Genomic DNA, 25703 nt, shown 5'->3' on the forward strand with positions numbered 1-25703 from the left:
AGCTATCTGTTTGTGACAGGAATCGCAATTTTATAACGTGTACCCTTACTGATCGCACTACTGATTTTTAATTTACCATCGTGTGATTTTACCCTGGAGTGCACATTCTGCAGGCCCATACCTTTGCCAGCATGCAGCGGATCAAAACCACAGCCATTGTCAGCCAGTTGTAAATTAAGCTGATGCCTGCTGTAAGTAAACACAATCTGAATCCTGCTGGCCTTTCCATGTTTAATAGCATTGGTAATAAATTCCTGTACCACCCTGTACAAATCAATTTTTAATTCAGCAGACATTTCGGGTAACAAAGTATTTTGTCTTATGACGAAATTTATTTTTTTACAAAACAGTGAGTAATGACAAAATTCCCTTATAGCTTTTACCAACCCAAATTCAGCCAATGTTCCCGGCATCAGGTTAAAGCAGATATTCCTCATATCTGCTATTACTGCACCCATGGCTTTACTAGATTGATTCAAGATATCCTTATTCGCTTTATTCTTTGTAACTTCTGCGGTGGAACTTACATAAAACTTGATCGCTGACAATTGCTGGCTAAGGCTGTCATGCAAATCCTGGGCTAGGCGGTGCCGCTCTTTTTCCTGTGTATCGATAATTGCCCGGATTATCAGGTTCTCTGTTTTTACCCTGAAAGTAATGTCACTTGCGGTTAATAAAACCAGCGGTTTTTTATTTTCATCCTTAAAATTGGAAACATTGATTCTAACGTGAATGGCTGTCCCATTTTTAGTAAACAGTATACTATCGCTGGAAACAGGTTCATCCGTTTGTTTTAACTGTCTGGAAATATTCCTGAAACAGGCCATGCTACCTTTCATCAATATGGATACAGATTGGCCGTACAAAGCGCCTCTTTCATAACCCAGTTGCTGTTCTGCTGCCTGATTAAGGTCACGGATCTGACCAGATGGCGTTATAATTAAAACCATATCGGAAACCGCATGAAAAATTTTATTAAAGTAATCACGGGATATGGTGATGGCCTTCAGATCTTCGCCCAGCATATTAATACCATTCATGATGGCATCTACCTCATCCAATTTTTCAGACATCTCCAGCCCTCCATCAAAATGTCCTTTTGAATATTCACTCAAACGGTAATTAATCTCATTTAATCGCTTATCCATAAAATAAGCATTTCTTTTATGTAATAAACTGTTGTAGCCATTTTTCGGCATCAATAGTGTTTGCAAATATTTTCACTGGTATTGTAGCTTGATTTACGGCAAGAAAAAAATTACCCAGAAAACTGGAGAACAGCGTGTTTACTACAATTGCCGAGGCAGATAATCCAACTGTTGCTTCTGGCGAAGCAAGGTATTCCCTTGCCTCCCTGTTTATACTGATAACTCCCTGACTAATGATCAGCGTGGCAAATTTTTCTGTCCCTGTAAAAGTTTGGCGGGCACTAACTATCTCTTTGGCAACTTCCAGATCAATTCGAAGGTTCTTCTTATAAGTGCCTACTAAAATTTTATTTTTTATACAGAGATGAACATATGGTGTATCCAGCTCCATGGTATAAAATTACCCATATATTTTGAAAAAATAATACGTCTTTATACGTAGAAAATAATTTTAGAATTTTTACTACAAAACCAGTTTTAAACCGCAGGAACCCCGTTATTAAATTTTTCAAGTTTGAGAAAAATTTTTAACCCTCAACAGAAACGATATGAACAAGCACCATTCCTTCCACGACACAGTTGATCAAATTGTAACTTATGGTATTGATAAAGGCATTCTACACCTGTATACGGGCAGCAAAAGCTTTGATGGTACAGCAATCATAGTCAACAACAAACCTATCATCAATTTTGGCAGTTGCAGTTACCTGGGTCTTGAATTTGATCCAAGGGTTAAAGCAGCAGCCTGCGAAGCGATTAACGAATATGGCACCCAGTTTTCTGCTTCCAGGGCTTATATATCCTTAGGATTGTACAGGGAGCTGGAACATCTATTGGAAGAAATATTTAAAGCCAAAGTAGTTATAGTACCTACTACTACGCTTGGACATATGGCCAATATCCCGGTTTTGGTAGAGGATGACCATGCTGTAATTATGGATCAACAGGTGCATAATTCCGTTCAAACAGCCGTTAACCTGGTTAAAACCTCAGGCGTGCATGTTGAGATTGTAAGACATAACAGAATGGACTTGCTGGAAGAAAGAATAAAAGTATTGCGGCATAAATACAAGAAAATATGGTACATGGCGGATGGCATTTATTCTATGTTTGGAGATTGCAGCCCGGTAGACAGAATTTTTGAAATGATGGATCAATACCCAGAGCTACACTACTATGTTGATGATGCGCACGGCATGAGTATCCATGGACCTAACGGAAGAGGTTTTGTTTTAAGTAAGCATAGCATTCATCCAAAAATGGCGTTGGTGACCTCATTAAATAAAGCCTTTGCATCAGGTGGCGGCGCGCTGATTTTTGGAGATCCAGAACTGGCCAGAAAAGTAGGTACAGTGGGTGGCCCATTATTAAGTTCAGGACCCATGCAGCCTTCAGGGCTGGGCGCTGCAATCGCTGTTTCAAAGATCCATCTCAGTAATGAAATAACCGAAATGCAGGCTGCATTGCAGGAGAATATCCGTTATACCAAACTACTGTTAGACCAATATAAACTTCCTGTGGTTTCCGAGACCGGTGCAGCTATTTTCTTTATAGGTGTTAGTCTCCCCAAATTAGGACATAAAATAGTGCAACAAATGCTTGATAAAGGTTTTTATGTAAATCTTGGAGTATTCCCTACCGTTCCCATGAAACAAACCGGCATACGATTTACTATTACCAGGCTGCATACAAAAGAAGAAATCCAACAAATGATTGCCAGCCTTGCAGTAATACTCCCGGCAGCTATGAATGAAGAAGGTATTACACTAACAGATATCTATAAAGCATTTAAGTTAACTGTGCCTGAACAAAGCTTAATGACAACTTCCATTGAAAAAGAAAAAACACTAATTCCTTCATTGAAACTGGAGCATTATGCCAGTATAAAAAATATTGAAAAGAAAGAATGGGATGTATTATTTGAAGGGAAAGGAAGTTTTGACTGGGAGGGCATAAAAATATTAGAAGACGTTTTTAAAAACAATGCGTTGCCGGAAGACAACTGGAATTTTGATTATTTAATTGTAAAAGATCACGAGAACAATCCAGTAGTTGCAACATTTCTTACCTCCGGTTTATGGAAAGATGATATGTTATCTGCAGCCGGCATCTCCGCACAAATAGAAAACCGAAGAAAAGACAATCCGTATTATTTAACCAGTAAAGTGCTTTGCAGCGGTTCGTTACTTACAGAAGGAGAACATTTGTTTATCAATTATAAATCCCCGCTATGGGAAAAAGGAATGCAACTGGTACTTAAAAGAATTTACAATTTACAGGATTATTACAAAGCTGAACATATAGTTCTCAGGGATTTTCATGGTATACACGAAGAGCTGGATAGCCTTATGGTAGACAATGGATTTTTCAGAATACAGATGCCAGACTCATTTTTAATCCCATCACTGAACTGGAATACTCCACAAGATTTGTATGAATCACTCTCACTAAATAACCGCAATCATTTACGCAAAAAAGTGTTACGGCACAGTCAGGTATTTGAAGTAGAAGTAATCAATGTGTCCAGCTGGCAGGAGGAAATAGAATACTGGTATGATTTATATCAAAGTGTAAAAGAAAAGAGCCTTGAGTTAAATACTTTTTCCCTGCCTTTTAAATTATTCCGGCAACTGGCCTTAGATGAAAACTGGGAAACCTTACAATTAACACTCCGAGACCAAAACAGTAGCAATGAAAAGAAACCCTGCTGTGTAGTATTCAGTTATAAATCGGCCAGCACTTATGTTCCGATGATCATAGGCATAGATTATACCCATAACCATGAATTTGGCATATACCGCCAGGCACTTTACCAGATTGTATTGAGAGCCAGAAAAACAGGCAAACAGAAAATCTTACTCGGATTTTCTGCAGGAATAGAAAAACAAAAATTGGGCGCAGTAGCTATAAAAACATATGCATATATGCATACCACAGACAGCTTTAACATAGAAGAATTGAATGCCTATTCGATACTTGATAATACCACCAAATTACCCGTTAAAATACTTAGTTAGAAAAACATGCTAACTAAAAATAAAATCAGTTTAAAACAGGATTAATTCAACAATACTAATCCGCAAGTTTGCGTATGGAATCAAGCGAATCAATACAAGAAGTACAAACACATCCCACTGCTCTTACCAGGCCTGTGTATACAGCTTATCATATTATCAATGCAGATATCAGCAACCATATCGTTGTAAAGCAATTAGCCAAACAATCCGGCACTAATGAATGCCTGCTGAAAAAGGGATTCAGGGAGATATTCAATACTTCAATTTACCAGTACCTGTTGCAATGCAGAATGAAAAAAGCATACGAGTTGTTACGCAACCCCTCTCTCAAACAAAAAGACATTGCGGCCGAATGTGGTTATGAAACCTTGGCAGGTTTTGTAACAGCCTTTCGAAAACATTTCGGCAAGCCACCCGGGGAATTAAGAAAATTTCATCTGAATAATACATGCAATTGATTATTTAATCCATCTTGTATGGCGTTATCAACCTATGATATGGAATGCCTGCAAAAAGCAAAAGTCTTGATTGAAAAAGACCTGAGTCGTCATCTTCCCATCGCCGAAATAGCCGCCGCATCGGGCATTGGGTGCACCAAATTAAAACGAGGATTTAAGGAACAATTCGGTTATCCTGTCTTTGTTTATCTGCGCAGGCAACGGATGCAATATGCAGCCAGCCTGTTAACTGATACCAATAAGACCATCAAGCAAATTGCAAAGGCTACCGGTTTCCAATATGCGAGCAATTTTACAACAGCTTTTACTTCTTTTCATCATATCTCCCCTGCTCTCTACCGGCAAACTAAAGATAAAAAATAAAACCCATTTGCATAATCATTGCGACCAGCATAATAATTTTTGTATTGGAGCTTTACAATATGCAAATAAGTAATTATAAATGGGTAAGAGAATTAGGCTGTTTCCTTCTGGTATTATTATTTATGTATACGGGCACCAGTAAGTTGATAGGATACCAGTTGTTCCGGGAGCAGCTTAGCCAGATCAGTTATTTAAAAGCTTTTTCTCAACCCTTATCCATACTACTGCCGATTTTAGAATTAACCACAGGATTAACGATCATATTCAAGCCGACTCAAAAATATGGTCTGTATGCTGCTGCTATACTGATGACTTTATTTACGTTTTATGTTGCACTGATGTTATTATCAGACAGCACAAAACTACCCTGCAGTTGTGGAGGTGTAATCAAAACGATGAGCTGGAAGCAACATCTGTATTTCAATATTTTCTTTATGGTGCTGGCATGGTTTACAATAAAAATACGGGTATCCGAAAAAAGGGAGTAAGCTGAAAACCTATCAAAAGAGTAAGCAATATTATCAACCGTAAAAACTGTCCCAGGACAGCACGGGCAACATTTTTTCATCACAAAAATTTATCATTATGAAACGTTTTAAATTTCCTGTTTTACTGCTGGCGATGGGTATTGCCATCTTTGGCGCCATGGCTGCTAATGTAAAAACAGTGGCACCGAAAAACTTCGATGCCACTTATTATTATGTTGGAAACAATACCCTGGCACAGATGCAGGATCCCAACAACTGGTTGAACAGCGGCACGGCCTGTTCAGGGGCTAACAAACCATGCACTATTAACTGGGTTGGCACCCGGGCAGAGTTTGATACACATGTTGCAGCATTTCCTGACATCCCCACTGTTGTTAGTGAAAGTGCCACATTGAGAAATTGACACTGTCTAATTGTATAAAGGCTGCCCATGGGCAGCCTTTATTAGGATGGTTCAGTGGTCTGAAAATTAACGGGGATTCTGTTGCATTCCTGACAACGCAATTACATCTTCCGGAATGGGTAAGGAATAACGCAAATCATTCGGAAAAAGGTTGTACTGTTGCCCATGTACCAAACGCCTGATCGTTATTGAGGCGCCTTCTTTATTCAGTCTTTTAATATCCATCCATCTTGTAAAACGCATTACCAGTTCCTTTCTCCTTTCCTGTAGAACCAGCGATAATACAGCAGACGTTGTTGAAGCCGTCAATGGCACAAAAGTGCCCGTCTTATATCTTTTGGCAAGTAAGGTATTCAGATCATTCAGTGCACCAGTCATATTACCGGCTCTCGCATAACATTCTGCCCTGTTCAGGTATACTTCGTCTGTTGCAATACCCGAAAACTCGCCTTCATAATTACTGTAGCTTCCTTTAAACCCTATACGATTATTTGGCAATGAAGTAAAATATACCTGCTTTCTCAGGTCGTTGTTGTCGTAGGAATTGTACAGTACTGAATCGATCTTTACATAGTAAGGATCAATTAATGCCGCTCCAGAAAAATTATAAAAGATAGTTTCTACATTAAACCTGGGGATGGGAAAATTATCGGCAACATTCAGGCTATTGAAATCCATGAGGGCGCCAGATATTAAAATAGCAGAATCCGCATATTTTAAAGCATTCTCGTACTGGTGCATAGCAATAAACACCCTTGACAAATAAGCACAGGCTGAAGCTTTTGAGGGCCTTGTTTTCAATATATTTTGCACAGGCAACAAACCAGCAGCACCTTTAAGGTCTGCCAATATTCGGTCATAGCACTGATGAACAGTGGACCGAACAGATTTTTCATTAAAATCCGCAGTGAGCCGTAATGGAATTCCTAGGCCAGTACCTTCGTCTGTTACATCATATGCAGGCGACCAGCCATTGACCAATTTGAAAAATGAAGTACCTCGCACAAATAATGCCTGTCCTTTTACATCATTCCAGCTAGTTGTATTTGCAGCCGTTTGAGTGATTTGTGGAAGAAAATCCAGCACCGTATTAGCATAATAGACCCTCCGGTAGCCCCTGCCCCAATCACAATTTGGGCCTGAGAATAAATTATCTTTTTGCCAGCTATAAATCCGCTGGTCGGTTTCATTCATACCATCATAATCATCATCAGTAAGGTAATAGTTATCCGCACTGGATTCATCCATGCCCATATCCTGCACCATGTATGGATCATAGTCGAGCAAGGCTTGCAGATCAGATAATTTTTGCGGTGTTACCAATTTGGCATCCGGCTTTACCTCCAGTTGTTTTTTGCAGGATAATATTAGCAACGATATCAGCAAAAACATTCCTATAATTTTTATTTTATAAAAGTGCATAATAAAATTTTTAATGGTTAAAAAGCAGCCCTTACACCAATCGCCAGATTCATCGAAGGAGGAATGGTGTTGCTGTATTCAGGATCTATATTAAATTGATTAGCCCTCCAAAGCAAGCCCAGGTTATTGGCATTCATGTAGAATTGTATGCTTTCAAAAGGAGACTTATTTCCCTGTTTTCTTTTGAGGTCATACCCCAGGGTGATATACTGTAACCTGATAAAATCTCCCCTGGTGGCAAGAACGGAGGAGTAAGTATAAAAATTATCACGCCGCAGATTGAATGGATAAATCATGGAAGGAATGGTCGTGTGCAACTCATCTCCCGGCTGTTGCCATCTTAATGAATAATCTGTATGGCCATCCCTGTTATTAAAAAGATTGCCATAGTTAACAGAGCTGCGCTGGAACCAGGCACCAAACTTTCCGGTGATATTAACATTCAATGAAAAGTTTTTCCAAATAAAAGTATTGCCCAGTGAAATAACGGCAGTGGGTAAACTAGGGCCGATATACTGCATATCTGCAATTAGTGTACCGCTCCCTGTAATAGCCGTGTAATTTTTACTGGATGCGCCCTGGTATACACCCATCGGGTCGCCGGTAGCAGGGTCCAGCCCTGCCCATTTATAATCGTACAGTGCAAATACAGGATGGCCTTCTACGGCAGATATAGCACCCCCCAAAGTATAGTTACTGCCTTGTTGGTTGACCAGGTAGTTTTTGACTACCCGGTCTTTATTAAAGTTCAGGTTGAGCATGGTGTTCCATGACAATACACCTTTAATATTCTGACTGTTCAAACTAATATCCCATCCATGCCCCGAAATTGCAGCTACATTTTTTGTTACCCTGTCAAATGCCAGTCCCGTATAATCGATGGGTTGCGTTCCAAACAGGTCAAGGCCTTTTTTATAATAATATTCCACCGTTCCACGAAGACGGTTATTCCAAAGGCCGAAATCAATACCCAGGTTGAGCATTTTTACCTTTTCCCAGCCCAGTTCAGCATTTTTGAACTGTGTGATCCTCGCCTCCTGCGTTTGGGTATATGCAGAATTTCCTGTTACCAATAGCGTAGTAACAGCAGATTTAGAAGGGTCAGCATTACCACTCACCCCATAGCTTACCCGTAGCTTTAATGAGTTGCTTACAGGCACCCTGAAAAATGTCTCCTTTCCTATGTCCCACGATGCACCAGTTGACCATAAGGGTGACCAGCGGTTATTGGCTGAAACACCAAAAAGATTAGAAGCATCACGCCTTGCACTTGCTGAAACCGTATACTTTTTTTTAAACGTATAAACCCCGTTGGCGAAAAATGAAATGTACCGGTTTAGTGTTTGTGATACGCTCATGTTTGCCGGTATTTGACTACTGCTGCGGGTGAGCAAATTGGGAAATGCCGTTTTATAATCCACCGTACCATAGGTGAGCAGATCAGGATCATAGCCGTAAAACCTGTAACTGCTGTAGTTGTTTTTTACCTGCCTGTATTCAGCCCCGGCAATGGCTGTAATATCGTTCTTAGCCGAACTTTTACTATAGTTCAGCATCCCTCTTACATTTTGTGTTTCCAGTGTTCCATTACCCTGGTCCAGTATACCTCCCTGCGGTACATTATAGGTGAGTTTGCCGTTGGCTCGGTTGATCACAGTATAGCTGTTCACAAAATTCCGGGCAAAATAACTGTCCGGGCTATATAACACAGCATCTGTATTTTGTTGCCGGCCATATTGATATTTCAGATTCAGTGAAAATGTTTTGCTCATCTTATAGGAAAGCCCTGTATTAGCCATCATTGCCTGGAGTTTACCAGTACTCCTGGTATTGGCATAATCTGTGAGGGGATACCAGTTCCAGTCTGGCAGGACTCCGCCACCCACCGTATCAGTATAGGTTTTACGGTACTGGTACATTACAGGCACCGCATTTCCGTTGGCATCGGCGAGGCTGGTATAAGCGGGAAGTAAACCATTAAAAGGACGTAACTGTCCAAAGCCCAAACGTCCGCTTTGCGTAGTACTCTGCGTATAATCTATTCCGGTAGTTAACTCCAGTTGATCGGTCAGCCGGAATGATTGACTGCTGCGTAGGTTTATTCTGTTGTATTGATTATCTAGTACTCCTGAATTTTTGTCCCAGCCACCAGAAAGATTCCAGTTCATATTCTTCGTTCCTCCCTTTACAGTAATTGCCTGCTGAAAATTAATCCCCCGTTGATACACGTACTTATTAAAATCGTCCTTAAGGTCATGGGAAGCGAGTATATTAATCGCAGCATCTGCCTGTGCAGGCGTAATAATGCCTTTATCTCTTTGCCTTAATAATTCCACTACAGGTGATACCGCCAGCCATGGTGTCGAATTTAACTGGCTGTTATAAAATCCTTTTGCATAGAGAAATTGTTCCACTGAAGCAAAGTCAGCTGGACGAATAGTTTGCTGGGTCGACAAATCAGGTGCATCAGTAATCAGAACATTACTACTCAGTTCAACCCGGATAGGCTGATTGTATTTACCCTTCTTTGTAGTGATTACAATTACACCATTACCTGCCCTGGTACCCCAAATGGAGGCGGCAGCGGCATCTTTTAAAATGCTGATACTCTCTACATCTTCCGGTTTAATATTCTGCAGGTCACCTTCGTAAGGAAAATCATCCAGTACAATCAGTGGCGCCCTTGGCCCCTGGATAGTACTTAAGCCCCTGATCACAATTTTGCTATTCCCATTTGTTTTTCGATCTACATACAATCCGTTGCTGATGTTTTCCAGACGGTCTAAAACTGTAGTTCCAGATTGCTGATTAAATAAATCTTTATTGATGGCAACAAAGGACCCGGTTGCCCGCTCTTTTGGAACAGATTGGTAGCCGGTATTCACTACTACCTCATCCATCATTTTCTCCATAGGTATCAACCGGATAATTAGCGGCACCTGAGTACTGCTACTAACAGTTATGCGAAACCGCTGGTAATTCATATTATCGATTTCCATGGTGTCAAGGCCGGAAAGCCGGAAACTAAAAGCGCCGGACGGATTAGTCACCATTACCCGTTTACTATTTTTTAATTTTATCACGATATTTCCCAATGGCTCACCGTTGCCGTAGGCAAGCACTTTGCCCTGAATGATTGCATCTTGTGCAAACAGCAGGTTGCAGCAAAAAAACAGGAAGCTGCTTAAAAATAATTTATTCATGTGCATTAGTTTGGTTGATGAAAAATAAAATACTGAGTAAGATTGCGCTGTTCTTCCCTCAGGTAAATACCAAAGCGTGCAAGAAGAGCAGCAAATGTTTTTACATTAAATGAGTTGTAGGCAGGCAGTTCAATATCTATCAGTAGCGGTGCTGCTTCATTCACCACTGGTATGGAAACTTGCCGTTGAAAGAACTCCATGATATCACTCACGGGACGGTTGTGCAAAAAAGGCCTGTCAGAATCTGCCAGATTATTTGTTTTGTTACCACCCTTTGATTTGTAGGCTTTTAACAGCAAAGTATCAGTTTGAATCACCCAGCAATTAACCGGAACAATTTTGCAGCTGACGCTGTAACCAAATTGGCGCAGCAGGTCCTGCTGCATCCATTGTTTTGCAGTGTGCAGTGACACTGGCGGCGTGATCAGTTCATAGGTAAAACTGTGCGCTGCTATCCAGTCATCTGGTTGCCCTTCCAATGATAAATTCCTGCTGACATCTGGTTCCATCTGAATATTAAATCCACCGGATTTTATATCATAAGCATAAAGGATCAAATTCAATAGTGGATAATTAGTAAAGAGCAGCTTGTTAATTTTGCTGTCCTTATCCTTACCAACATAGGTACCAGTAGGAAGCCCACTGATAAAATTGCTCCATGTGGTACGTGCCATCACCTGACTTCCATTACCTCCATTTCCTGCAATGAATAATGGATTGCCGGGTTTAAAATCTTCCATATCCTCTTTATTGAAAAAAGTCACTTTTTTGCCCTCAATAAAGGACTGGATTTTTTCAGCCACCAAGTCTTCGGAACCAGTTATGGCCGCAATGGTGAAGTCGGCATTTAGCCATGCATAATGAGGTACATATTTATGCCGGAAGAGTTGGTTAGCAATCGTGTCCCCTATTATCACAGGCAACCCGAAACCTCTTGCATCCCCATTGGTGATGCGCTTAAATAATTTTTCTACTTTTTCCTTTGAATCCGATACAGAAGAATTAATTAGCAAAACCGAAAGGTCTGCCGGATACTGCGCCTGCATCGAATCCAGCAGGGGCAATTTATGAATGCAGGTGCCGCAGGTAGTGGCCCAGAAATTAAGAATCATCAGTTTCTTTTTAAAACTGTATAAATTGGCTTTATGAGCAGTACTATGTATAATATTTTCAAAATAAATATCCGGTACTTTATCGCCAACCTTTAAAGCTTTAAAGGGGGGATTTGCAGCAAAGCTGCCGAATGGGCATAACAATAGTATTAAGCAATAGAAGCATTTCATTGCAATCGTTTTTACTTGAGTTAATAAATTAAAATACTATGGTCAGGGCTATATCAGGTGGGGTTCTTGGGTTTGCGCTCATATAGGGTTTTGAGCCAACTAATAAAAGGGTTATAGTATACATTTCTCATAGGAATAATTATCTGAACGGCAATTTTACCGGTGAACGATCAAATATCTGGACTTGTGTATAGCAGCAGCAACTGTGAAGCGTATCTGTTTTTAACAACTGGCGCAACCGTTCAGTTTCCTGCAAACCATCCAGTACAAACTGATCTGCCAATACCTTTTTTACCAGCACTGCAGCAGCTTCCTGATCATTAACAATTCTCCTGGCATAGCGCACCAGCAGCGGATGATAGTATAACCAGGCAGCAGTATTTTCCTTACTAACCATTTGCATAAAGTTTGTTTAAGCCTATTCAATTGGAATATTGTTATTACAAGGATGAGATTTCAAAGGATATAACAGCAATAAAGCGATACAAGTCAATAACAATAATCTAAAAAGAGTCTGAAGTTATCTGGTGGGATGTGTTCGAATGGTGCTTCTGCTTTACCAGGAGTCGAGCTATTCAGTGTAGCTTTAGGCTAAACAAAAATGGCGTAGACCCAACTTACCGTCCTGAGGCTCTGGTAAGCCTTGCACACGAATAAGAGAGCCCACGCCTTAACGTGGGCATTCTACTTATTGTCTCATGTGCTTTAATTTACCAGATTTCAGGATGAGACTCAAAGCGAATGCTTCAAATTATTTTATGAAGTATCGCAAATTTATTAAAATAATTACTTTAGTGAAGATAATTGATTTTTTATATGTATGGATACTATCCTACAATAAAAATTTAATTTTCTGCCATCTTTCCCTAATGAATAACACAAGAGATGACAAATATTTGAAAGAATTTGGTCAAAATTTAAAATTACTTAGAAAAAGTAAAAAATTAAGTATTCGAAAGCTAAGTGATATTGCGGATGTTGATTTTAGCCAGATACATAGAATAGAAAAAGGAGAAAGTAATCCCTCAATAACAATGGTAATTGCCTTAGCAAATGCATTAGAAATAAAACCTTCCAAATTAGTCGAGTTTTAAATTTGTAAAACCAAAATTTATTGGAAAACTTATTTATTTAATTTTTAGCTTTATTAAATACTAAAGTTTTTAAATCCAATTTAAAAAAATTTGAAACTTAAAAATTTGTCAGCAATAATTTATTTGTCAGTAGAATTGTCAGCAACCCAATTTATTAGATCAGAACTTACTTCGGAGTTACGGTAAAACCAATCTGTACTTTGTATTCGATAGAAACGCCAACCAGCTCTTTCTAAAATGAGTTGTCTGTTTATGTCTTCTTGTATTTTTACAACCCCTGAATGATATGTAAAGCCGTCACACTCTATTGCTAATTTTTTATTGTTTTTAATAAGTCCGAAGTCAATACAATACTTACCAACTTCAAACTGTGGAAATATAAAGTCACCCAAACCATTATTGTAAAGAAGTTTGCAAACACTTTTTTCAAAGTCGCCTGAATTTGCATCTGTCTTGTTAAGAAGTGTCTGCAAGTTTATAACTGCGGTTTGTTTGTTAGTTTTATTTTGGCTGTTTGTGTAATAGTCAATAAGTTTTTTCCTGTAACAGTCAGGGTTCATAATACTAACTGCGTCAGGGTGAATACTGTGAATAACAACCGACTTTTCTTTTGCTCTGCTTGCTGCAACATTAAAAATCCGCATATATTCTTCTGTACCTGCTGAACGAGGCGGTCTGATGTCAAAATTATTTTTTTCGCTGAAACTATGACTTGCAGTTATTGTCATAAACATAATATCTCTTTCATCGCCTTGAAACTCTCTTGAAGTGCCGATTAGCAACTCCAACTTATCTTCGTACTGTTTGATTAATTCGTTCTGTGATATTTGTCTGATTAATAAAGTTTGGTGCTTAATATTAGAACTGTCCAATGTCAAGATACCAATAGTTGGAAGTGTCTTTAATCGTTCTTCTTGGAAGTCAATAATATAACTTTCAATTTGTTCAATTACTTTTTGAACAATCAATGGTTTTTGTTCATCAAGGTAATTATCTTCAACATAGTGAATAGCTACAGGTTCGCCAAATGTTTTCTCTGTTGCAGTTTTGAGAGGAACAATGTCCGAATTATAAACGTATTGATTTGAGTAACCAATAATTTCAGGTAAGCATCTAAAATGTTCGGTTAGTGTTACAATGTTGGGATAGATAACACCGCTGATTGTGTAAATACTATTGTTCTTATTGTTTACGTCAAACTGCGTTTTGAACCTGTGAGAAATTAAGTATTTATCAAGCATTTCATTGGTTCGCTCAATTGTAAAAATACTTCTGTCGGCAACGACTGAAGTTTGGTTTTCATCGCCAACTATCAAACACTTTTTACAACGAAAAACAAGATTAAGGCTGCTAATATCACATTGGCTTGCCTCGTCAATGATTAGTAAATCAAATTGCTCTGGTGCAGCATCTGGAAAAAAGGTTACGGCTGTGTCCTGTGGCATAATCCAAATAGGAACTGCACCTTTTGCAACTTGCATATTTGTAATTGCAGATGCAATATTTCTTGCTGTGTTTTTTCCATATCCTTTGCCAATATTTATAAGGTCATTAAGCCACGCATTTAAAGCAGCTTTTTGTGTGTCGCTAACATTCTTTGATTTGTGATACCACGTTTTGTATGAAATAATATCTGCTGTTTGCTTTTCAATACTTCTTTTAATAGTTTGAAGGTTTGACAGCAATTTGTCAGAACCTTTTGTTTGATTTGTCACGGCAGTCAGGAAGTCATTAATTTTCAAAAAGAAAATATCTATTTCACTTACTTCTTTGTTTACAATAAATGAAGTGCCTGAACTACAAAGGCTTTTAATAGCATTTGTAGTTAAGGGAAGAACGATAGCAGTTTCTTTAAAAAGTCTGTCAAATTCCAAAGAATGGGTTTGTTTTTCTCTTCTGCTTCTATATTCATCTAAGTACAATTCATAGGAAGCTCTATCAACGTTTTCAATAGCATCAGCTATTTTGTAAATTAGATGATGGGCTTTGCTATAACTGGTTAGTTTATGTTTTGTTTCCTTTAAAAAGTTCGTAGCATCTTTATGGTCTGAATAATATTTTATGTTTTTTAAGTAGGTTAATTTGCTTTTTACATCTGTTGAATTGATAGAAACTTGTGGTAGGTTTTTCTCTCTTAACTCGTTATTGAAAACTGAAACCTTTTCAGCGAAATCAACTGCAAAGTCAAGTTCTTTTAACGCTTCTTGAATATTTGTTTGGGTGGGTAAGCCAAAAGTATTTAGGTAATTATTGAAAGTAATTGAAAGTTGTTTTAAGCATTTCCTTTTATTTATTTCTGTTTCCATTATTTTGAAGTGCTCAACTTCATTTGCAGGAATGAAATTTACTTTGCAATCAAAAAAGCGTTTTAGATTTTTGTCTAACAAACTTTTAGTAAGCCAACCAATGGTTTTGTTTCCCGCAAATTTTACAATCAATTGGTTGATTTGTTGATGTAAAATATCGGGGTCTGTATCTTCTATTGCTGATAAATCAAGTTGAAAGGAAAGTAGTTTATCTTCTGCTGATTGAACTTGCTCTCTTAAATTTTCATTTTGCTTTAAAATATTTTTGAGTAACCCACTATTATAATTTGAATGTTTATAGATTATACTTGGAATTGGTTGTATTTCAAATTTTTCATATTGTGTTTCAAATTCGGCAATTTCTTTCTTTAGCTTTTCGGTTAGTGTATTTGGTTGTATTGCGTTGTAATCAGCAACATTAATTTTTTCGTTTATTTCTGTTAGCTGTATTTCTATTTTTCGTAACTCGGTTAATTCTAAAAACTTGTCATCGGATAAAAACTGGAAATTAATTAACTCAAAGTCGTCTTGTTTTAAGTTGTTGCCAATTGATGCAAGTGAAATTAATTTTTCAATTAATCCGTTTGTGTCGGTATTATGAGCAACAACATCTTTGATAAATTCTGTTTGATAGTTGCTTTGTTCAAAATGAAAAACTGCCCATTCATAAGCCGTTTTTTCTTCTATGTTGTTGTTAAATGGATTGAAAACTTTGTAGCTTTTTGCATTGGCTTGAACAACTTTGTAAATTTCATTTAAGGTGTCAGCATACCTTTTTTCTAGGCTGGTCAATTGCATTTCCAACTCTGTTACTTTGCTTTCTTCATATCGTTGTGCCAAATTGCGAATGATTGCATTAACCGAACCTTTAAGGCTTTCATTGCCTTTTCCTTCGTTTACTAATGAAACTGCAAGGTCTTGAATTGCTCTTGGTAATTTGTCTTTTAATACGCTTAATGCTTTTGCGTTATGAGAAACAACAAGTATAGATTTTCCTTGTGCTACGAAATGGGAAATAAGATTTGCAATTGTATGGCTCTTGCCTGTTCCTGGTGGACCTTTTACGGTAACGGCATCTTGCTCGTTTAATCGTTTTGCAATTTCAAACTGTTCATCGTTGTATGGTAATGGAAATAATGAACGATGATTTTTTTCGCTAAAATCTCCTGAACGTTTATTGGTGTCGTTTGAATAGTTATTATCTTCTGAACGTTGTTTCGTTTCTATTTCTAAACCGTCAATTAAAAAGAGTTTTTTGAAAAAGTCAGGAATTAAATGCAACAAGCCGCTGGCTTGTAGTTCATTTATTTTATTAATGATGTTGTTTGCGTCTTTTGAAATTGCAATTTGGCTTTCAACTACTTTAGTTTGAATGATAGGTGAGAAGCTAAAAGTTATCTGGGTGGTTATTGGTGAATTTTCAAATTCAAAGTTTAGTTCTTCATTTTTGAAGAAAGTATCTTCTTTTTGAGCAAATACACCCAATGTTTCTAAGCCTTTGTTATAAAATTCTGTTCTTACAAAGTCCGTATCAAAAAGAAACTCTTTTTGTTTTGAGTTGAAGTTGTCAATTGATAATAATACTTCTCTTTTCCTTTGTTCAACTATTGTAGTGTGTTCGTTTTTGAAATGACTGTCAAGTAATTCAACAAAATACTGCTCACTAAATATCTTACTTGAAAATGTGTCAGTTTCTAAAGTTATTTCTTGGCTTCTCAAACTTAGCTTTAATGGAACATTAAAAAGGAAGTTGCGATAATTTTGATTTCCAATTTTTCCGCACACTAAGCCAAAAGAAATATAAAGTCGTTTGGTATCTTTTCCTTTAAGTTCATAATGAAGTGTATGCAAAGCATCATAAACTTTGTTTGTCTTTAAAGGCGTTTCGTACTTGGTATGATATTCAGTAAATTCTTTTTGAAAATTGTTTGCCGTTCTTACTCTGTTTTCATTGTCTGTAAATAAAACAATTACTTTCTTTTCAGTCTTTCGTAAAATTTTATTGTCAGACAAATCTATCCAACCGTCTAAAGATGGTGGAAGTGTCAAATTGAATAATGCACTTTGCGATTGTTGTTTGTATTTTTCTAAATCCTTTATTCGTTGTTCAGATTGTTCAAATTTTTCAACTACTTCTAATTCCTTTTTAAATGAAACAGCTGGAACATTTAAAGACCGATTTAATAAAGTCCAATCAGTTATTTCAAATGGGATTTTGGGTTCTGCTGGAATTGGAATACGTTTTACTTTCAGGATATAATCACCTACATTTATTTTAGTACCGACTGCAAAAGAAAATTCATTAATCTTTTTTTGTTCGCATTGTTTGGCAAGTGATATGAGTTTTGAAACCTTCCAATAATTTCCGTCTTCTGTCTTGGTGTTACTGGTTTCCTTTTCAAAGTCATAGCAAGGGTCAGACGTGTTATATAAGTCCCGAATGTAATAAAACAGATTCTGTAAAGGGGTATTGTGTTTCGTTTCCTGATCTGGCATATTAGAGTAGTCGGGTTAAATACCCCTTTTACAAATATATATGATATTGCACGCTATATTTCATTTTTTTAACATCGAAAATTAACAATTTAGTGAGCAAATTGCTTCGTTTAAGAATGTATAGATATACTGTCAACCTGAGGGTCGTAACCGTGTCATCAATGAAATCCATATACCGATATCCAAAGCCTATTCCCAACGTCATCTGACCAAGCTTATGTGGCTATTTGTGGGAACTAAAACAATAATGAATCATTAAAATACTATTGATTGTCAAGTATTTATTATTACCTGTAACTTATAAGCAATGGTAGTAATATCGCAATTATGTGGGATTTATGTGGCATCATCTTCAATTAGGGTGATGATCTGCTATCCGGGATATCCTAAAAGTTTTCTTATCTTAATTTAAGAAGGCATTTGTTTTAGCAATTTTGTGTAGAGTTTAATTAGGTTCCCCGACAACTGTTTTATCAGGTTAGCCATTCAGTGCCAAAAGCATATTTTGCAAAACCTGCACATTCCCTTCTACTGTACTGCCAGTTTCCGTCACCATATTTCTTACAAACAAGCTATCGGCACCAAGTTCAATATGTGTTTTTAATATGCGCTGCAACCGTTCTTTAATAGTTTTGTTTGATGCTACAATTTTACTGATCTCCCTTCCTATTACAATGGCAGCAATTTGCTCAAGAGTGCGGTAACTTTCTTCTTCGGTAAACAAATTCACATGTTCCCTGTAAATAAAATCAGCCTGTAGATCAAAAAAATGTGCCACAATATTCGCAATATCCCTGGCATCTTTTGAGCGCATTTCTGGCCGGTCATCAAAAGCAATCAATTTCAACAAAACAATTGCCGGCAAGGTGGCAATCTTAAACTGATGGCCAGTTTGCATTTCAATCTCCTCGGTACCAAACTTGTACACTTCCATAAACCCATTCACTTTTATATTGGATAGTCCTGTACCGGTTATGGTTACGCCGTCATCAATTTCAATTTCACCAAAGGGAAGAATATCCACCTGCACACCTGCGGGGGTGAGCATCACAAATGAATTATTCTTTGTAGCGGTAAAACCTTTGTTTTGGGAAAGATATTGTTTTATGGCATTGTAATCTTCCTGGCTGCCTACCAGTATGGCCAGATCAACATCTTTAGTCTGCCGGAATGTTTTATTGCCTCTTGAATACCATACATCCCTTGCTAATGCGCCAATGATATAATAGTCTGTACCGGTAGCCTCAAACGCCTCTTCCAGTGCATCAAACAAATCTTTCAACTCTCCTTCCCTAATATTATTCAAATTCATGCTGTAAATATTTATCGTAAATCATTTGTGCAGTTTCTCTGCAGCGGGGATCATCAGTGATTAAAAGATCTGCGTATACCAGTAAGGGTGGTGCATAGTTTTCTTTGTCCGGCAATTCATCCTTCCAGAATTTTTTGTAAAACTGTACCGGCCCGTTTTCATCGGGCATTAATGTCCATTTCGTTATAAATACTGTTTTCTGCTCCGTATAAAGCGTTAGTGTTTGTGGCCGCAGGTAATTAGTTAAAATTTCGGCCGCAGGTTCCCCACCCCATTGAGTTGCTGCAATTTTATCGGGTAACGGCAGCGCTTTCCAATTCAATAATTTCTTCTCATCCCAAAAGCGGTACGTGCCCAGTAACAAAGTTGGTTTTAAAGTTTCCCGGTATCCTGTAACCCATCTTTCCAGCAGTACTTTTTTATTCTGTAATGCTAAAGTGTTGTCGTTTATTTGTAAAATAAATCCTGCTTCCTTCAGTCCTTCAATAACGTTTTTAATATTCCCCAATGCTACATCTGTGGCTTCTGCCAACCTGCGATACGGCATATTAACTGCATCCTGGTGCAATAATAAATAGAACACCGTTTTTAACCCTGTTTTGGTAAAAGCCCTGTTGGTTACCTTTTTCTTTTCCCCAACAGGTTTGTTACCATCAATCCATACATAATTATCTTCCGTGTGTAAATAGATATTACCGGCGGTATCAAGGTATCCAATTTTATTATCCCGCAGTATTTTTTTGAGCGCAGGAAAAATATTCTCTGCCACTATTAGCAACGGCTGGTATTGTTTGGCCAGTTCAAGTATTGCGGGTAACTGGTATTGCCTGAGTTCCCTCTTTGCTTCTACAAACAGGTGCTGCCCTTTAAGATTGATGTATAAATCCAACTCTCCATCCACCCCATTTCCCTTTGGTGTAAACTCTCCGGTGATGCCAGTTTGTTCAGTCAGCCGTTCTAGTGCCTTATATGTAATTTCAGTTTCGTTCATAAATAGAATTAGTTCACGTAACGTGAACAAGCAAATTTAGTGAACATTTATTAATTACTGCAAGTTTTGTTCACTTTTTTATTCTGTTCACGTAACGTGAACAGAATAAAATACATTTACATAGATTTATATTATTAATTATCAATGATTTAGTAAATGACAGGCTGGATAATCTTACTGTGTCCTATAAAAGCTTTTGCAGGAATAAATAAACTCCCGTTTGCTAAACTAAAAAAAGGCCATACCTGATAATTTGTGGTCAACTCTTCCTACCGCAGCAACCCGGCTCATCAATCAAAGGCAATTTTAGAATATGTAAAAAGGAGTCTATGAATTACACAATAGAAAAATTTGACCAGATTATTACTTCTATTTCTTCCTGCAATAAACTGAACAATACCATCAAGAAAGATGCTATCGGCAGCATCATCCTGGAATGTAATGAAGAAAAAGAAAAGATCAGGCTGCACATTATGGAGGAAGTATTTAATGCCAGCGAAGAAAAAGCATTGCAGTTATTGATTGATAAATACCAGTCTGTATTTATCCGCCTGATGGATCAGTTGTATGTGTACAGGAAAGGAATAAAAAAACAGGATGAATATTGGGAACTATCCAAATACCTTTTTGATCACCTCAATGAATTGCTTTGCTTTTTGCAGGTTCATTATGCCAGGTATTTTAACATGGAACAAAAAATGCCCTGCATAAAAATAGAGCATATCAGTAAAGAGATACAACCAAAAATTGAAACGATTACAGCAGCATTAAAGCGCACCATCATTAATGATAAGTTGATAAAATTAATCCTTCAACCACTTGAACATTTTGTAACCACTGACAGCATTTCTTACGAACAGGCGCAGTATATCAAAACTGCGACGAATGAATTTTTAGCCTTTGATGTTACAGCTGCACCCGAAGATATTGCAGTAACAATAAAAAAAATACTGGTGAGCCTGGATTATAATCTCCCTGATATCAGCCTGTATTATATAAATGAACTGGACTTGCTTGTAGCGGAAGAAGAATCAGTACAGGGAAAACTAAGGATATTAAAATACCAATTAAAGGAAGCTAACCAGGTAATGGTGAAACCTGATCATATTTTATATTCAGAACTGCCCGGGCTAAAAGAGCAAATCGTCAACTGGCTGAGTGAAGAAATTTATTTTCATGAAATGGAACAAACGATTATTGCAGCAAGCCCGGCAGCAAATGGAACGGAAACCAAGATACATACTTCTCTTTCAGTACCTCAACTGGCTTTGCTGTTCCGCCTGCTGAAAGAAGAACAACTCATCACCAATACCAACCAGTCAGAATTATTAAAAGTAGTCGCTAATAATTTCACTACGATGCACAAAGAAAATTTTTCTTACGGACATCTTCACGGCAAATATTATAAAATCGAAGCCAATACTAAGCGTACCGTGTATGATATATTAATGAAGTTATTGCATTTGAGCAGAAAAATTGGTTAGGAAAAATATTTTAAAATTTATCTTCTATAAGTATCAGTTAGTTAACAGGGCTACATGGAGGGCTGGGAGTGAAAAAGGTAATTTGAGATACTATTTTTGTTTAAGCATTTAAATTAATAAAAAGATTCACCATGTTACAATCAATTTCCTGGCAGACATATTTAACTGTATGTGCGATATTACTGGCAATCTATTACAGCGCTATTTTATTCCTTTATTACAGGCAGGATTTGGCTCTGATATTCCGCCAGCAAATTGCCTTCAGAAAACAAGGTACACCCCTCCCATCAAACCAAACAATGCAAATACAAGAAGGAAGTGACATTGATGCGTTGGGATCAAACCTGAAAGATGAAGTAAAAGCATTCGCTGCTTCAGCAGGCAATCAATACAACAAAACAGAACTGCAATATGGATTGCAATTACTCTTAAAAAAATATGCTGTTTTAAAAAACTCCGAGATGCAACCAGACATAACAAAAACTATTATCAGTGAATGTGAAAATAATTGTTCCATCGTATTAAGTGATGAAGAGGCAGGTATGTTGTGGAATGGTTGAGGGTTTATGTTGCTCCATCCCTGTAGATGCAGATGGGTTAGTGAAGGGAAAACGGGGATGGAGCTTTCTAAATTATTTATCATTAAAAATTGTGCAATATGAAAAAGACGATGAAAATATTTAAGATGGTTGCTAAAAAATCAAGAGCATTATTTGCCGTAGTGGTGTTGATCTTTTTAAATCTGGTAGTAAAGGCACAGGACGGTAATGCTGGTATCAATGAAGCCAACACCAAAGTGCGTGGCTATTTTGCAGCAGGCACGAACCTGATGTACGCAGTAGGTGCCGTTGTAGGTTTAATTGGTGCAGTTAAAGTGTACCAGAAATGGAATAGCGGTGATCATGATACGGGTAAAGTGGCTGCTGCCTGGTTTGGAAGTTGTGTTTTTTTAGTGGTGGTTGCCACCGTAATTAAAAGCTTCTTTGGCATTTAATTCATCCATTAGAGAAAATGAATTAAGAGTTATAAACAGGACATAAAGAGGAAAGGAGGGTCAGCATCGTGAATAATAGTGTCTATCAAATTAATAAAGGTATCAATAAACCCGTTGAATTCCGGGGGTTAAAGGCTCAATATATCTGGTATCTCGGAGGAGGACTGGTCACGCTGCTGATCATCTTTGCTATCATGTATATCTGTGGTATCAATATTTTCTTCTGCCTTTTTGTAATCGTTGCACTCGGCACAGCATTATTCCTCTATGTATATAGGCTTAGTCACCGTTACGGCGAATTTGGTCTAATGAAAAAAGTAGCCCGTAAAGCTGTTCCAAAAGTCATAAAGAATTATTCCATTCAATTACTTAAAAAAGCATTGCGTCATGAAAAATATTTTTGATCTGTTACCGTTGTATGGTGCAGAAAATGATGCACTGCTTTCTAAAATGGGGGATATTACGGCCGCTTTTAAAATTGAATTACCGGAACTGTTTACTTTAAGCAATGAAGAATACGAAGCCCTGCATCATGCATGGATTAAGGCCATAAAAGTATTACCTCCACATTCTATATTACACAAACAAGACTGGTTTACAGAAAACAGTTTTAAGCCACAATTCATAAAAGAAGATAATAGTTTTCTTAGCCGCAGCAGTGACCGGTTTTTTAATGAACGGCCATTCCTTGATCACCAGGCGTATATTTTCCTGACTAAAAAACCTGCTAACCGAAAAGTATCTACTTCAGTATTCTCCAGTTTATTAAAAAGAAGTATGGTGCCGGAAGAGACGATCCCGCCGAAACACTTCCATGATTTCATGAACCATATCGGACAGTTTGAAAAGATATTATCGGACAGTGGATTTGTGATCTTAAAAAAATTAAACAATGATGAACTTATTAATATTGTCAGCCAGTATATCAACCTGCAATCTGATGATGAAACCTTAAGGGATATTGTCTTTCATCCGGAATGGATGATCGGCGAAAACCATTGCCAATTATACACCATGGCTGATGCCCAGTTTGTTCCGTCGCTATGTGGTTCAAGGATCAACTATGATAAATATTCTACGGACAAAACAAAATTCAGTGTAGGGTTTGCTTCACCGGTAGGACAACTGCTTTCCTGCAATCATATCTATAACCAGTATGTATTTATTGAAGACAGTCCAAAGACCTTGCAGAAACTGGAAAGCAAGCGCCTGCGTTTACAATCACTATCCGCTTACAGCAGGGAAAACAGTATTGCAAAGGAAGCCACCGACCAGTTTTTAAATGAAGCGATTGCTGAGCAAAGGCTTCCGGTGAAAGCACATTTTAATATCCTGGCATGGACATCTAACAGAAATGAATTAAAAGTAATTCGCAATCTCTGTTCTTCGGCGCTAACGCAAATGGATGCCACTCCTAAAATTGAGACCGAAGGGGCACCACAAATATTCTGGGCAGGCATTCCAGGTAATGCAGCCGACTTTCCTATGAATGACACTTTCGACACTTTCTCACCGCAGGCCTGTTGCTTCTTTAATATGGAAACCAATTACAAGTCATCGCTCTCTCCCATTGGCATACGGTTAGGAGACCGCTTAACTGGAAGGCCGGTCCATGTTGACATTTCTGATGAGCCTATGAATAAAGGCATCTGTACCAATCGTAATAAATTTATTCTTGGCCCTTCCGGTAGTGGCAAATCTTTTTTCACCAATCATATGGTGCGTTCCTATTACGAGCAAGGTACTCATGTGGTGCTGGTAGATGTAGGACATTCTTACAAAGGTTTATGCGATATGGTGCATGGTTATTATTTCACCTATTCGGAAAAGGATCCTATTCGTTTTAACCCATTCTACATTGGCTATGGTGATGTGTTGGATACAGAAAAAAAAGAAAGTATTAAAACATTGTTACTGGCATTATGGAAAAAAGATAATGAAACGTATAACCGTAGTGAATATGTGGCGCTCTCCAATGCACTGCAATTATATTTTGATAAGCTGGAGAAAAAACCTGATTTGTTTCCCTGTTTTGACAGCTTTTATGAATTTTTGAAAGATGAATTTGTCACCGTATTGCTGGGAGATAATGTAAAGGATAAGGATTTTGATGTAAGCAATTTCCTTTACGTATTACGACCTTATTATAACGGTGGTGAATTTGATTACCTACTTAATGCTAAGGAGAACCTCGATTTATTACAGCAACCTTTTATAGTTTTTGAACTGGACAATATTAAAGATCACCCGATATTATTTCCGGTAGTTACCATCATTATCATGGAAGTCTTCATTTCAAAAATGCGTAAACTGAAAGGCATTCGTAAAATGATATTGATTGAAGAAGCATGGAAAGCCATCGCTAAAGAAGGCATGGCAGAATACATCAAATACCTTTTTAAAACGGTACGCAAATTTTTTGGAGAGGCAATTGTGGTAACTCAAGAGGTTGAAGATATCATCTCCTCTCCTGTAGTAAAACAGGCCATTATCAATAATAGTGATTGCAAGATATTACTGGATCAGAGTAAGTATCAGAATAAGTTCGACCAGATTCAGGAATTACTGGGTTTAACCGAAAAAGAAAAGGCCTTAGTCCTCTCTGTCAATAAAGCGAATGATCCCACTAAAAAATATAAAGAGGTTTTTATTTCTCTTGGTGGTATTCTTTCCCGTGTGTACAGAACTGAAGTTTCGCTAGAAGAATACCTGGCTTATACCACAGAAGAAACAGAAAAAGTTAAAATGCAGGCTTACGCCCAAAAATATGGTAGCATTCAAAAAGGAATTGCCGCAATGGCTGCAGAAATGAAAAATAATTAAAGACAAAAATAAAATTTATGAAGCCTATATTTTTATTTCTGTTAAGTTCAGCAATACTATTGCATGGTTGCAACGTGATTTCAAATTCTGATAAAGTTAAAGAGTTTATACCAGGGATATATTTTTCAGAATGGCAAAATGAATTTAAGCAAGCAAAAGATACTCTGGAGATAAAGTTGCTGACTCCTGATGGCAGTGAGACCTATCAAATAACAAGAAGAGTAGAAATAATATTCCTTAATGAATTAAAAAAAAGGCCACCAGAATACAAAATGGAAAATTGGACAGGAAATTATAACAGGAATACTAAAACTGTATTCATTAGCAATACAGGCTCAACGCTTTCCTTTGATACAAATAAAAAAGTTTTATTGTGGGGTACTACCCGTTATATAAAATTATCCCATTGATTTAATGT

General features: G+C 37.5%; 21 protein-coding genes. 12 read left to right on the forward strand and 9 right to left on the reverse strand.

Annotation, left to right across the window (positions count from 1 at the left end; genetic code table 11):
• Window positions 1-2 precede the first annotated feature (2 nt).
• Both ACYVM0_RS11400 and ACYVM0_RS11405 read right to left on the reverse strand, forming a co-directional pair.
• Window positions 3-1148: a PAS domain-containing sensor histidine kinase gene (locus ACYVM0_RS11400; RefSeq protein ID WP_460557102.1), complete on the reverse strand. Its 1146-nt coding sequence runs from the start codon at window positions 1146-1148 to the stop codon at window positions 3-5.
• 16 nt (window positions 1149-1164) lie between these two features.
• On the reverse strand, window positions 1165-1539 hold the full coding sequence (locus ACYVM0_RS11405; protein WP_460557104.1) for a DUF7793 family protein: 375 nt from the start codon (window positions 1537-1539) through the stop codon (window positions 1165-1167).
• 157 nt (window positions 1540-1696) lie between these two features.
• Here ACYVM0_RS11405 and ACYVM0_RS11410 point away from each other — a divergent pair, with 157 nt between their 5' ends.
• The 5 genes from ACYVM0_RS11410 to ACYVM0_RS11430 all read left to right on the forward strand — a co-directional run bounded on the left by ACYVM0_RS11410 (window position 1697) and on the right by ACYVM0_RS11430 (window position 5877).
• Window positions 1697-4165 (forward strand): aminotransferase class I/II-fold pyridoxal phosphate-dependent enzyme, encoded by a 2469-nt coding sequence (locus ACYVM0_RS11410; RefSeq protein ID WP_460557106.1) that lies wholly within the window; start codon window positions 1697-1699, stop codon window positions 4163-4165.
• 74 nt (window positions 4166-4239) lie between these two features.
• On the forward strand, window positions 4240-4623 hold the full coding sequence (locus tag ACYVM0_RS11415; RefSeq protein WP_460557108.1) for a helix-turn-helix domain-containing protein: 384 nt from the start codon (window positions 4240-4242) through the stop codon (window positions 4621-4623).
• 39 nt (window positions 4624-4662) lie between these two features.
• Window positions 4663-4986: a helix-turn-helix domain-containing protein gene (locus tag ACYVM0_RS11420; protein ID WP_460557110.1), complete on the forward strand. Its 324-nt coding sequence runs from the start codon at window positions 4663-4665 to the stop codon at window positions 4984-4986.
• Between the two features lie 59 nt (window positions 4987-5045).
• On the forward strand, window positions 5046-5474 hold the full coding sequence (locus tag ACYVM0_RS11425; protein WP_460557112.1) for a DoxX family protein: 429 nt from the start codon (window positions 5046-5048) through the stop codon (window positions 5472-5474).
• 97 nt (window positions 5475-5571) lie between these two features.
• Window positions 5572-5877, forward strand: coding sequence for a hypothetical protein (locus tag ACYVM0_RS11430; protein ID WP_460557114.1), 306 nt, complete (start codon window positions 5572-5574; stop codon window positions 5875-5877).
• Between the two features lie 66 nt (window positions 5878-5943).
• Here the strand turns inward: ACYVM0_RS11430 and ACYVM0_RS11435 are convergent, their stop codons facing one another.
• The 4 genes from ACYVM0_RS11435 to ACYVM0_RS11450 all read right to left on the reverse strand — a co-directional run bounded on the left by ACYVM0_RS11435 (window position 5944) and on the right by ACYVM0_RS11450 (window position 12182).
• Complete coding sequence (locus tag ACYVM0_RS11435) at window positions 5944-7299, reverse strand: RagB/SusD family nutrient uptake outer membrane protein (RefSeq protein ID WP_460557116.1); 1356 nt, start codon at window positions 7297-7299, stop codon at window positions 5944-5946.
• A 17-nt stretch (window positions 7300-7316) separates the two neighbouring features.
• Window positions 7317-10502: a SusC/RagA family TonB-linked outer membrane protein gene (locus tag ACYVM0_RS11440; RefSeq protein WP_460557118.1), complete on the reverse strand. Its 3186-nt coding sequence runs from the start codon at window positions 10500-10502 to the stop codon at window positions 7317-7319.
• Window positions 10503-10507: 5 nt separating this feature from the next.
• Window positions 10508-11785, reverse strand: coding sequence for a TlpA family protein disulfide reductase (locus ACYVM0_RS11445; RefSeq protein ID WP_460557120.1), 1278 nt, complete (start codon window positions 11783-11785; stop codon window positions 10508-10510).
• A gap of 139 nt (window positions 11786-11924) precedes the next feature.
• The gene (locus tag ACYVM0_RS11450) at window positions 11925-12182 is read right to left on the reverse strand and encodes a hypothetical protein (protein ID WP_460557122.1); all 258 of its coding nucleotides are present in this window, start codon (window positions 12180-12182) and stop codon (window positions 11925-11927) included.
• A 361-nt stretch (window positions 12183-12543) separates the two neighbouring features.
• Here ACYVM0_RS11450 and ACYVM0_RS11455 point away from each other — a divergent pair, with 361 nt between their 5' ends.
• Entirely contained in the window at window positions 12544-12879 is a 336-nt protein-coding gene (locus ACYVM0_RS11455) for a helix-turn-helix domain-containing protein (RefSeq protein WP_460557124.1), read from the forward strand.
• Between the two features lie 119 nt (window positions 12880-12998).
• On the opposite strand, the gene ACYVM0_RS11460 is transcribed toward ACYVM0_RS11455, so the two are convergent.
• From ACYVM0_RS11460 to ACYVM0_RS11470, 3 genes are all read right to left on the reverse strand, one after another.
• Window positions 12999-17681, reverse strand: coding sequence for an AAA domain-containing protein (locus tag ACYVM0_RS11460; protein WP_460557126.1), 4683 nt, complete (start codon window positions 17679-17681; stop codon window positions 12999-13001).
• Window positions 17682-18159: 478 nt separating this feature from the next.
• On the reverse strand, window positions 18160-18993 hold the full coding sequence (locus ACYVM0_RS11465) for a nucleotidyl transferase AbiEii/AbiGii toxin family protein (protein WP_460557128.1): 834 nt from the start codon (window positions 18991-18993) through the stop codon (window positions 18160-18162).
• Entirely contained in the window at window positions 18980-19984 is a 1005-nt protein-coding gene (locus ACYVM0_RS11470) for a type IV toxin-antitoxin system AbiEi family antitoxin (protein ID WP_460557130.1), read from the reverse strand. Before ACYVM0_RS11470 ends, ACYVM0_RS11465 begins: the two co-directional genes overlap by 14 nt.
• 329 nt (window positions 19985-20313) lie before the next feature.
• On the opposite strand from ACYVM0_RS11470, the gene ACYVM0_RS11475 reads away from it, so the two are divergent.
• The 6 genes from ACYVM0_RS11475 to ACYVM0_RS11500 all read left to right on the forward strand — a co-directional run bounded on the left by ACYVM0_RS11475 (window position 20314) and on the right by ACYVM0_RS11500 (window position 25695).
• Window positions 20314-21468: a hypothetical protein gene (locus ACYVM0_RS11475; RefSeq protein WP_460557132.1), complete on the forward strand. Its 1155-nt coding sequence runs from the start codon at window positions 20314-20316 to the stop codon at window positions 21466-21468.
• Between the two features lie 299 nt (window positions 21469-21767).
• Window positions 21768-22028: a hypothetical protein gene (locus ACYVM0_RS11480; protein WP_460557134.1), complete on the forward strand. Its 261-nt coding sequence runs from the start codon at window positions 21768-21770 to the stop codon at window positions 22026-22028.
• Between the two features lie 98 nt (window positions 22029-22126).
• On the forward strand, window positions 22127-22462 hold the full coding sequence (locus ACYVM0_RS11485) for a DUF4134 domain-containing protein (protein ID WP_460557136.1): 336 nt from the start codon (window positions 22127-22129) through the stop codon (window positions 22460-22462).
• 68 nt (window positions 22463-22530) lie between these two features.
• The gene (locus tag ACYVM0_RS11490) at window positions 22531-22866 is read left to right on the forward strand and encodes a DUF4133 domain-containing protein (protein WP_460557138.1); all 336 of its coding nucleotides are present in this window, start codon (window positions 22531-22533) and stop codon (window positions 22864-22866) included.
• Entirely contained in the window at window positions 22850-25285 is a 2436-nt protein-coding gene (locus ACYVM0_RS11495; RefSeq protein ID WP_460557140.1) for a TraG family conjugative transposon ATPase, read from the forward strand. The genes ACYVM0_RS11490 and ACYVM0_RS11495 overlap by 17 nt, the downstream gene beginning before the upstream one ends.
• A gap of 17 nt (window positions 25286-25302) precedes the next feature.
• On the forward strand, window positions 25303-25695 hold the full coding sequence (locus ACYVM0_RS11500; RefSeq protein ID WP_460557142.1) for a hypothetical protein: 393 nt from the start codon (window positions 25303-25305) through the stop codon (window positions 25693-25695).
• Window positions 25696-25703: the final 8 nt, after the last annotated feature.

Source organism: Ferruginibacter profundus, assembly GCF_054783275.1.

Excerpts from the sequence above, each read along its gene's own strand:
- ACYVM0_RS11400 (WP_460557102.1), bottom strand. The coding sequence starts at position 1,148 with ATGGATAAGCGATTAAATGAGATTAATTACCGTTTGAGTGAATATTCA.
- ACYVM0_RS11405 (WP_460557104.1), bottom strand. The coding sequence starts at position 1,539 with ATGGAGCTGGATACACCATATGTTCATCTCTGTATAAAAAATAAAATT.
- ACYVM0_RS11410 (WP_460557106.1), top strand. The coding sequence starts at position 1,697 with ATGAACAAGCACCATTCCTTCCACGACACAGTTGATCAAATTGTAACT.
- ACYVM0_RS11415 (WP_460557108.1), top strand. The coding sequence starts at position 4,240 with ATGGAATCAAGCGAATCAATACAAGAAGTACAAACACATCCCACTGCT.
- ACYVM0_RS11420 (WP_460557110.1), top strand. The coding sequence starts at position 4,663 with ATGGAATGCCTGCAAAAAGCAAAAGTCTTGATTGAAAAAGACCTGAGT.
- ACYVM0_RS11425 (WP_460557112.1), top strand. The coding sequence starts at position 5,046 with ATGCAAATAAGTAATTATAAATGGGTAAGAGAATTAGGCTGTTTCCTT.
- ACYVM0_RS11430 (WP_460557114.1), top strand. The coding sequence starts at position 5,572 with ATGAAACGTTTTAAATTTCCTGTTTTACTGCTGGCGATGGGTATTGCC.
- ACYVM0_RS11435 (WP_460557116.1), bottom strand. The coding sequence starts at position 7,299 with ATGCACTTTTATAAAATAAAAATTATAGGAATGTTTTTGCTGATATCG.
- ACYVM0_RS11440 (WP_460557118.1), bottom strand. The coding sequence starts at position 10,502 with ATGAATAAATTATTTTTAAGCAGCTTCCTGTTTTTTTGCTGCAACCTG.
- ACYVM0_RS11445 (WP_460557120.1), bottom strand. The coding sequence starts at position 11,785 with ATGAAATGCTTCTATTGCTTAATACTATTGTTATGCCCATTCGGCAGC.
- ACYVM0_RS11450 (WP_460557122.1), bottom strand. The coding sequence starts at position 12,182 with ATGGTTAGTAAGGAAAATACTGCTGCCTGGTTATACTATCATCCGCTG.
- ACYVM0_RS11455 (WP_460557124.1), top strand. The coding sequence starts at position 12,544 with ATGAAGTATCGCAAATTTATTAAAATAATTACTTTAGTGAAGATAATT.
- ACYVM0_RS11460 (WP_460557126.1), bottom strand. The coding sequence starts at position 17,681 with ATGCCAGATCAGGAAACGAAACACAATACCCCTTTACAGAATCTGTTT.
- ACYVM0_RS11465 (WP_460557128.1), bottom strand. The coding sequence starts at position 18,993 with ATGAATTTGAATAATATTAGGGAAGGAGAGTTGAAAGATTTGTTTGAT.
- ACYVM0_RS11470 (WP_460557130.1), bottom strand. The coding sequence starts at position 19,984 with ATGAACGAAACTGAAATTACATATAAGGCACTAGAACGGCTGACTGAA.
- ACYVM0_RS11475 (WP_460557132.1), top strand. The coding sequence starts at position 20,314 with ATGAATTACACAATAGAAAAATTTGACCAGATTATTACTTCTATTTCT.
- ACYVM0_RS11480 (WP_460557134.1), top strand. The coding sequence starts at position 21,768 with ATGCAAATACAAGAAGGAAGTGACATTGATGCGTTGGGATCAAACCTG.
- ACYVM0_RS11485 (WP_460557136.1), top strand. The coding sequence starts at position 22,127 with ATGAAAAAGACGATGAAAATATTTAAGATGGTTGCTAAAAAATCAAGA.
- ACYVM0_RS11495 (WP_460557140.1), top strand. The coding sequence starts at position 22,850 with ATGAAAAATATTTTTGATCTGTTACCGTTGTATGGTGCAGAAAATGAT.
- ACYVM0_RS11500 (WP_460557142.1), top strand. The coding sequence starts at position 25,303 with ATGAAGCCTATATTTTTATTTCTGTTAAGTTCAGCAATACTATTGCAT.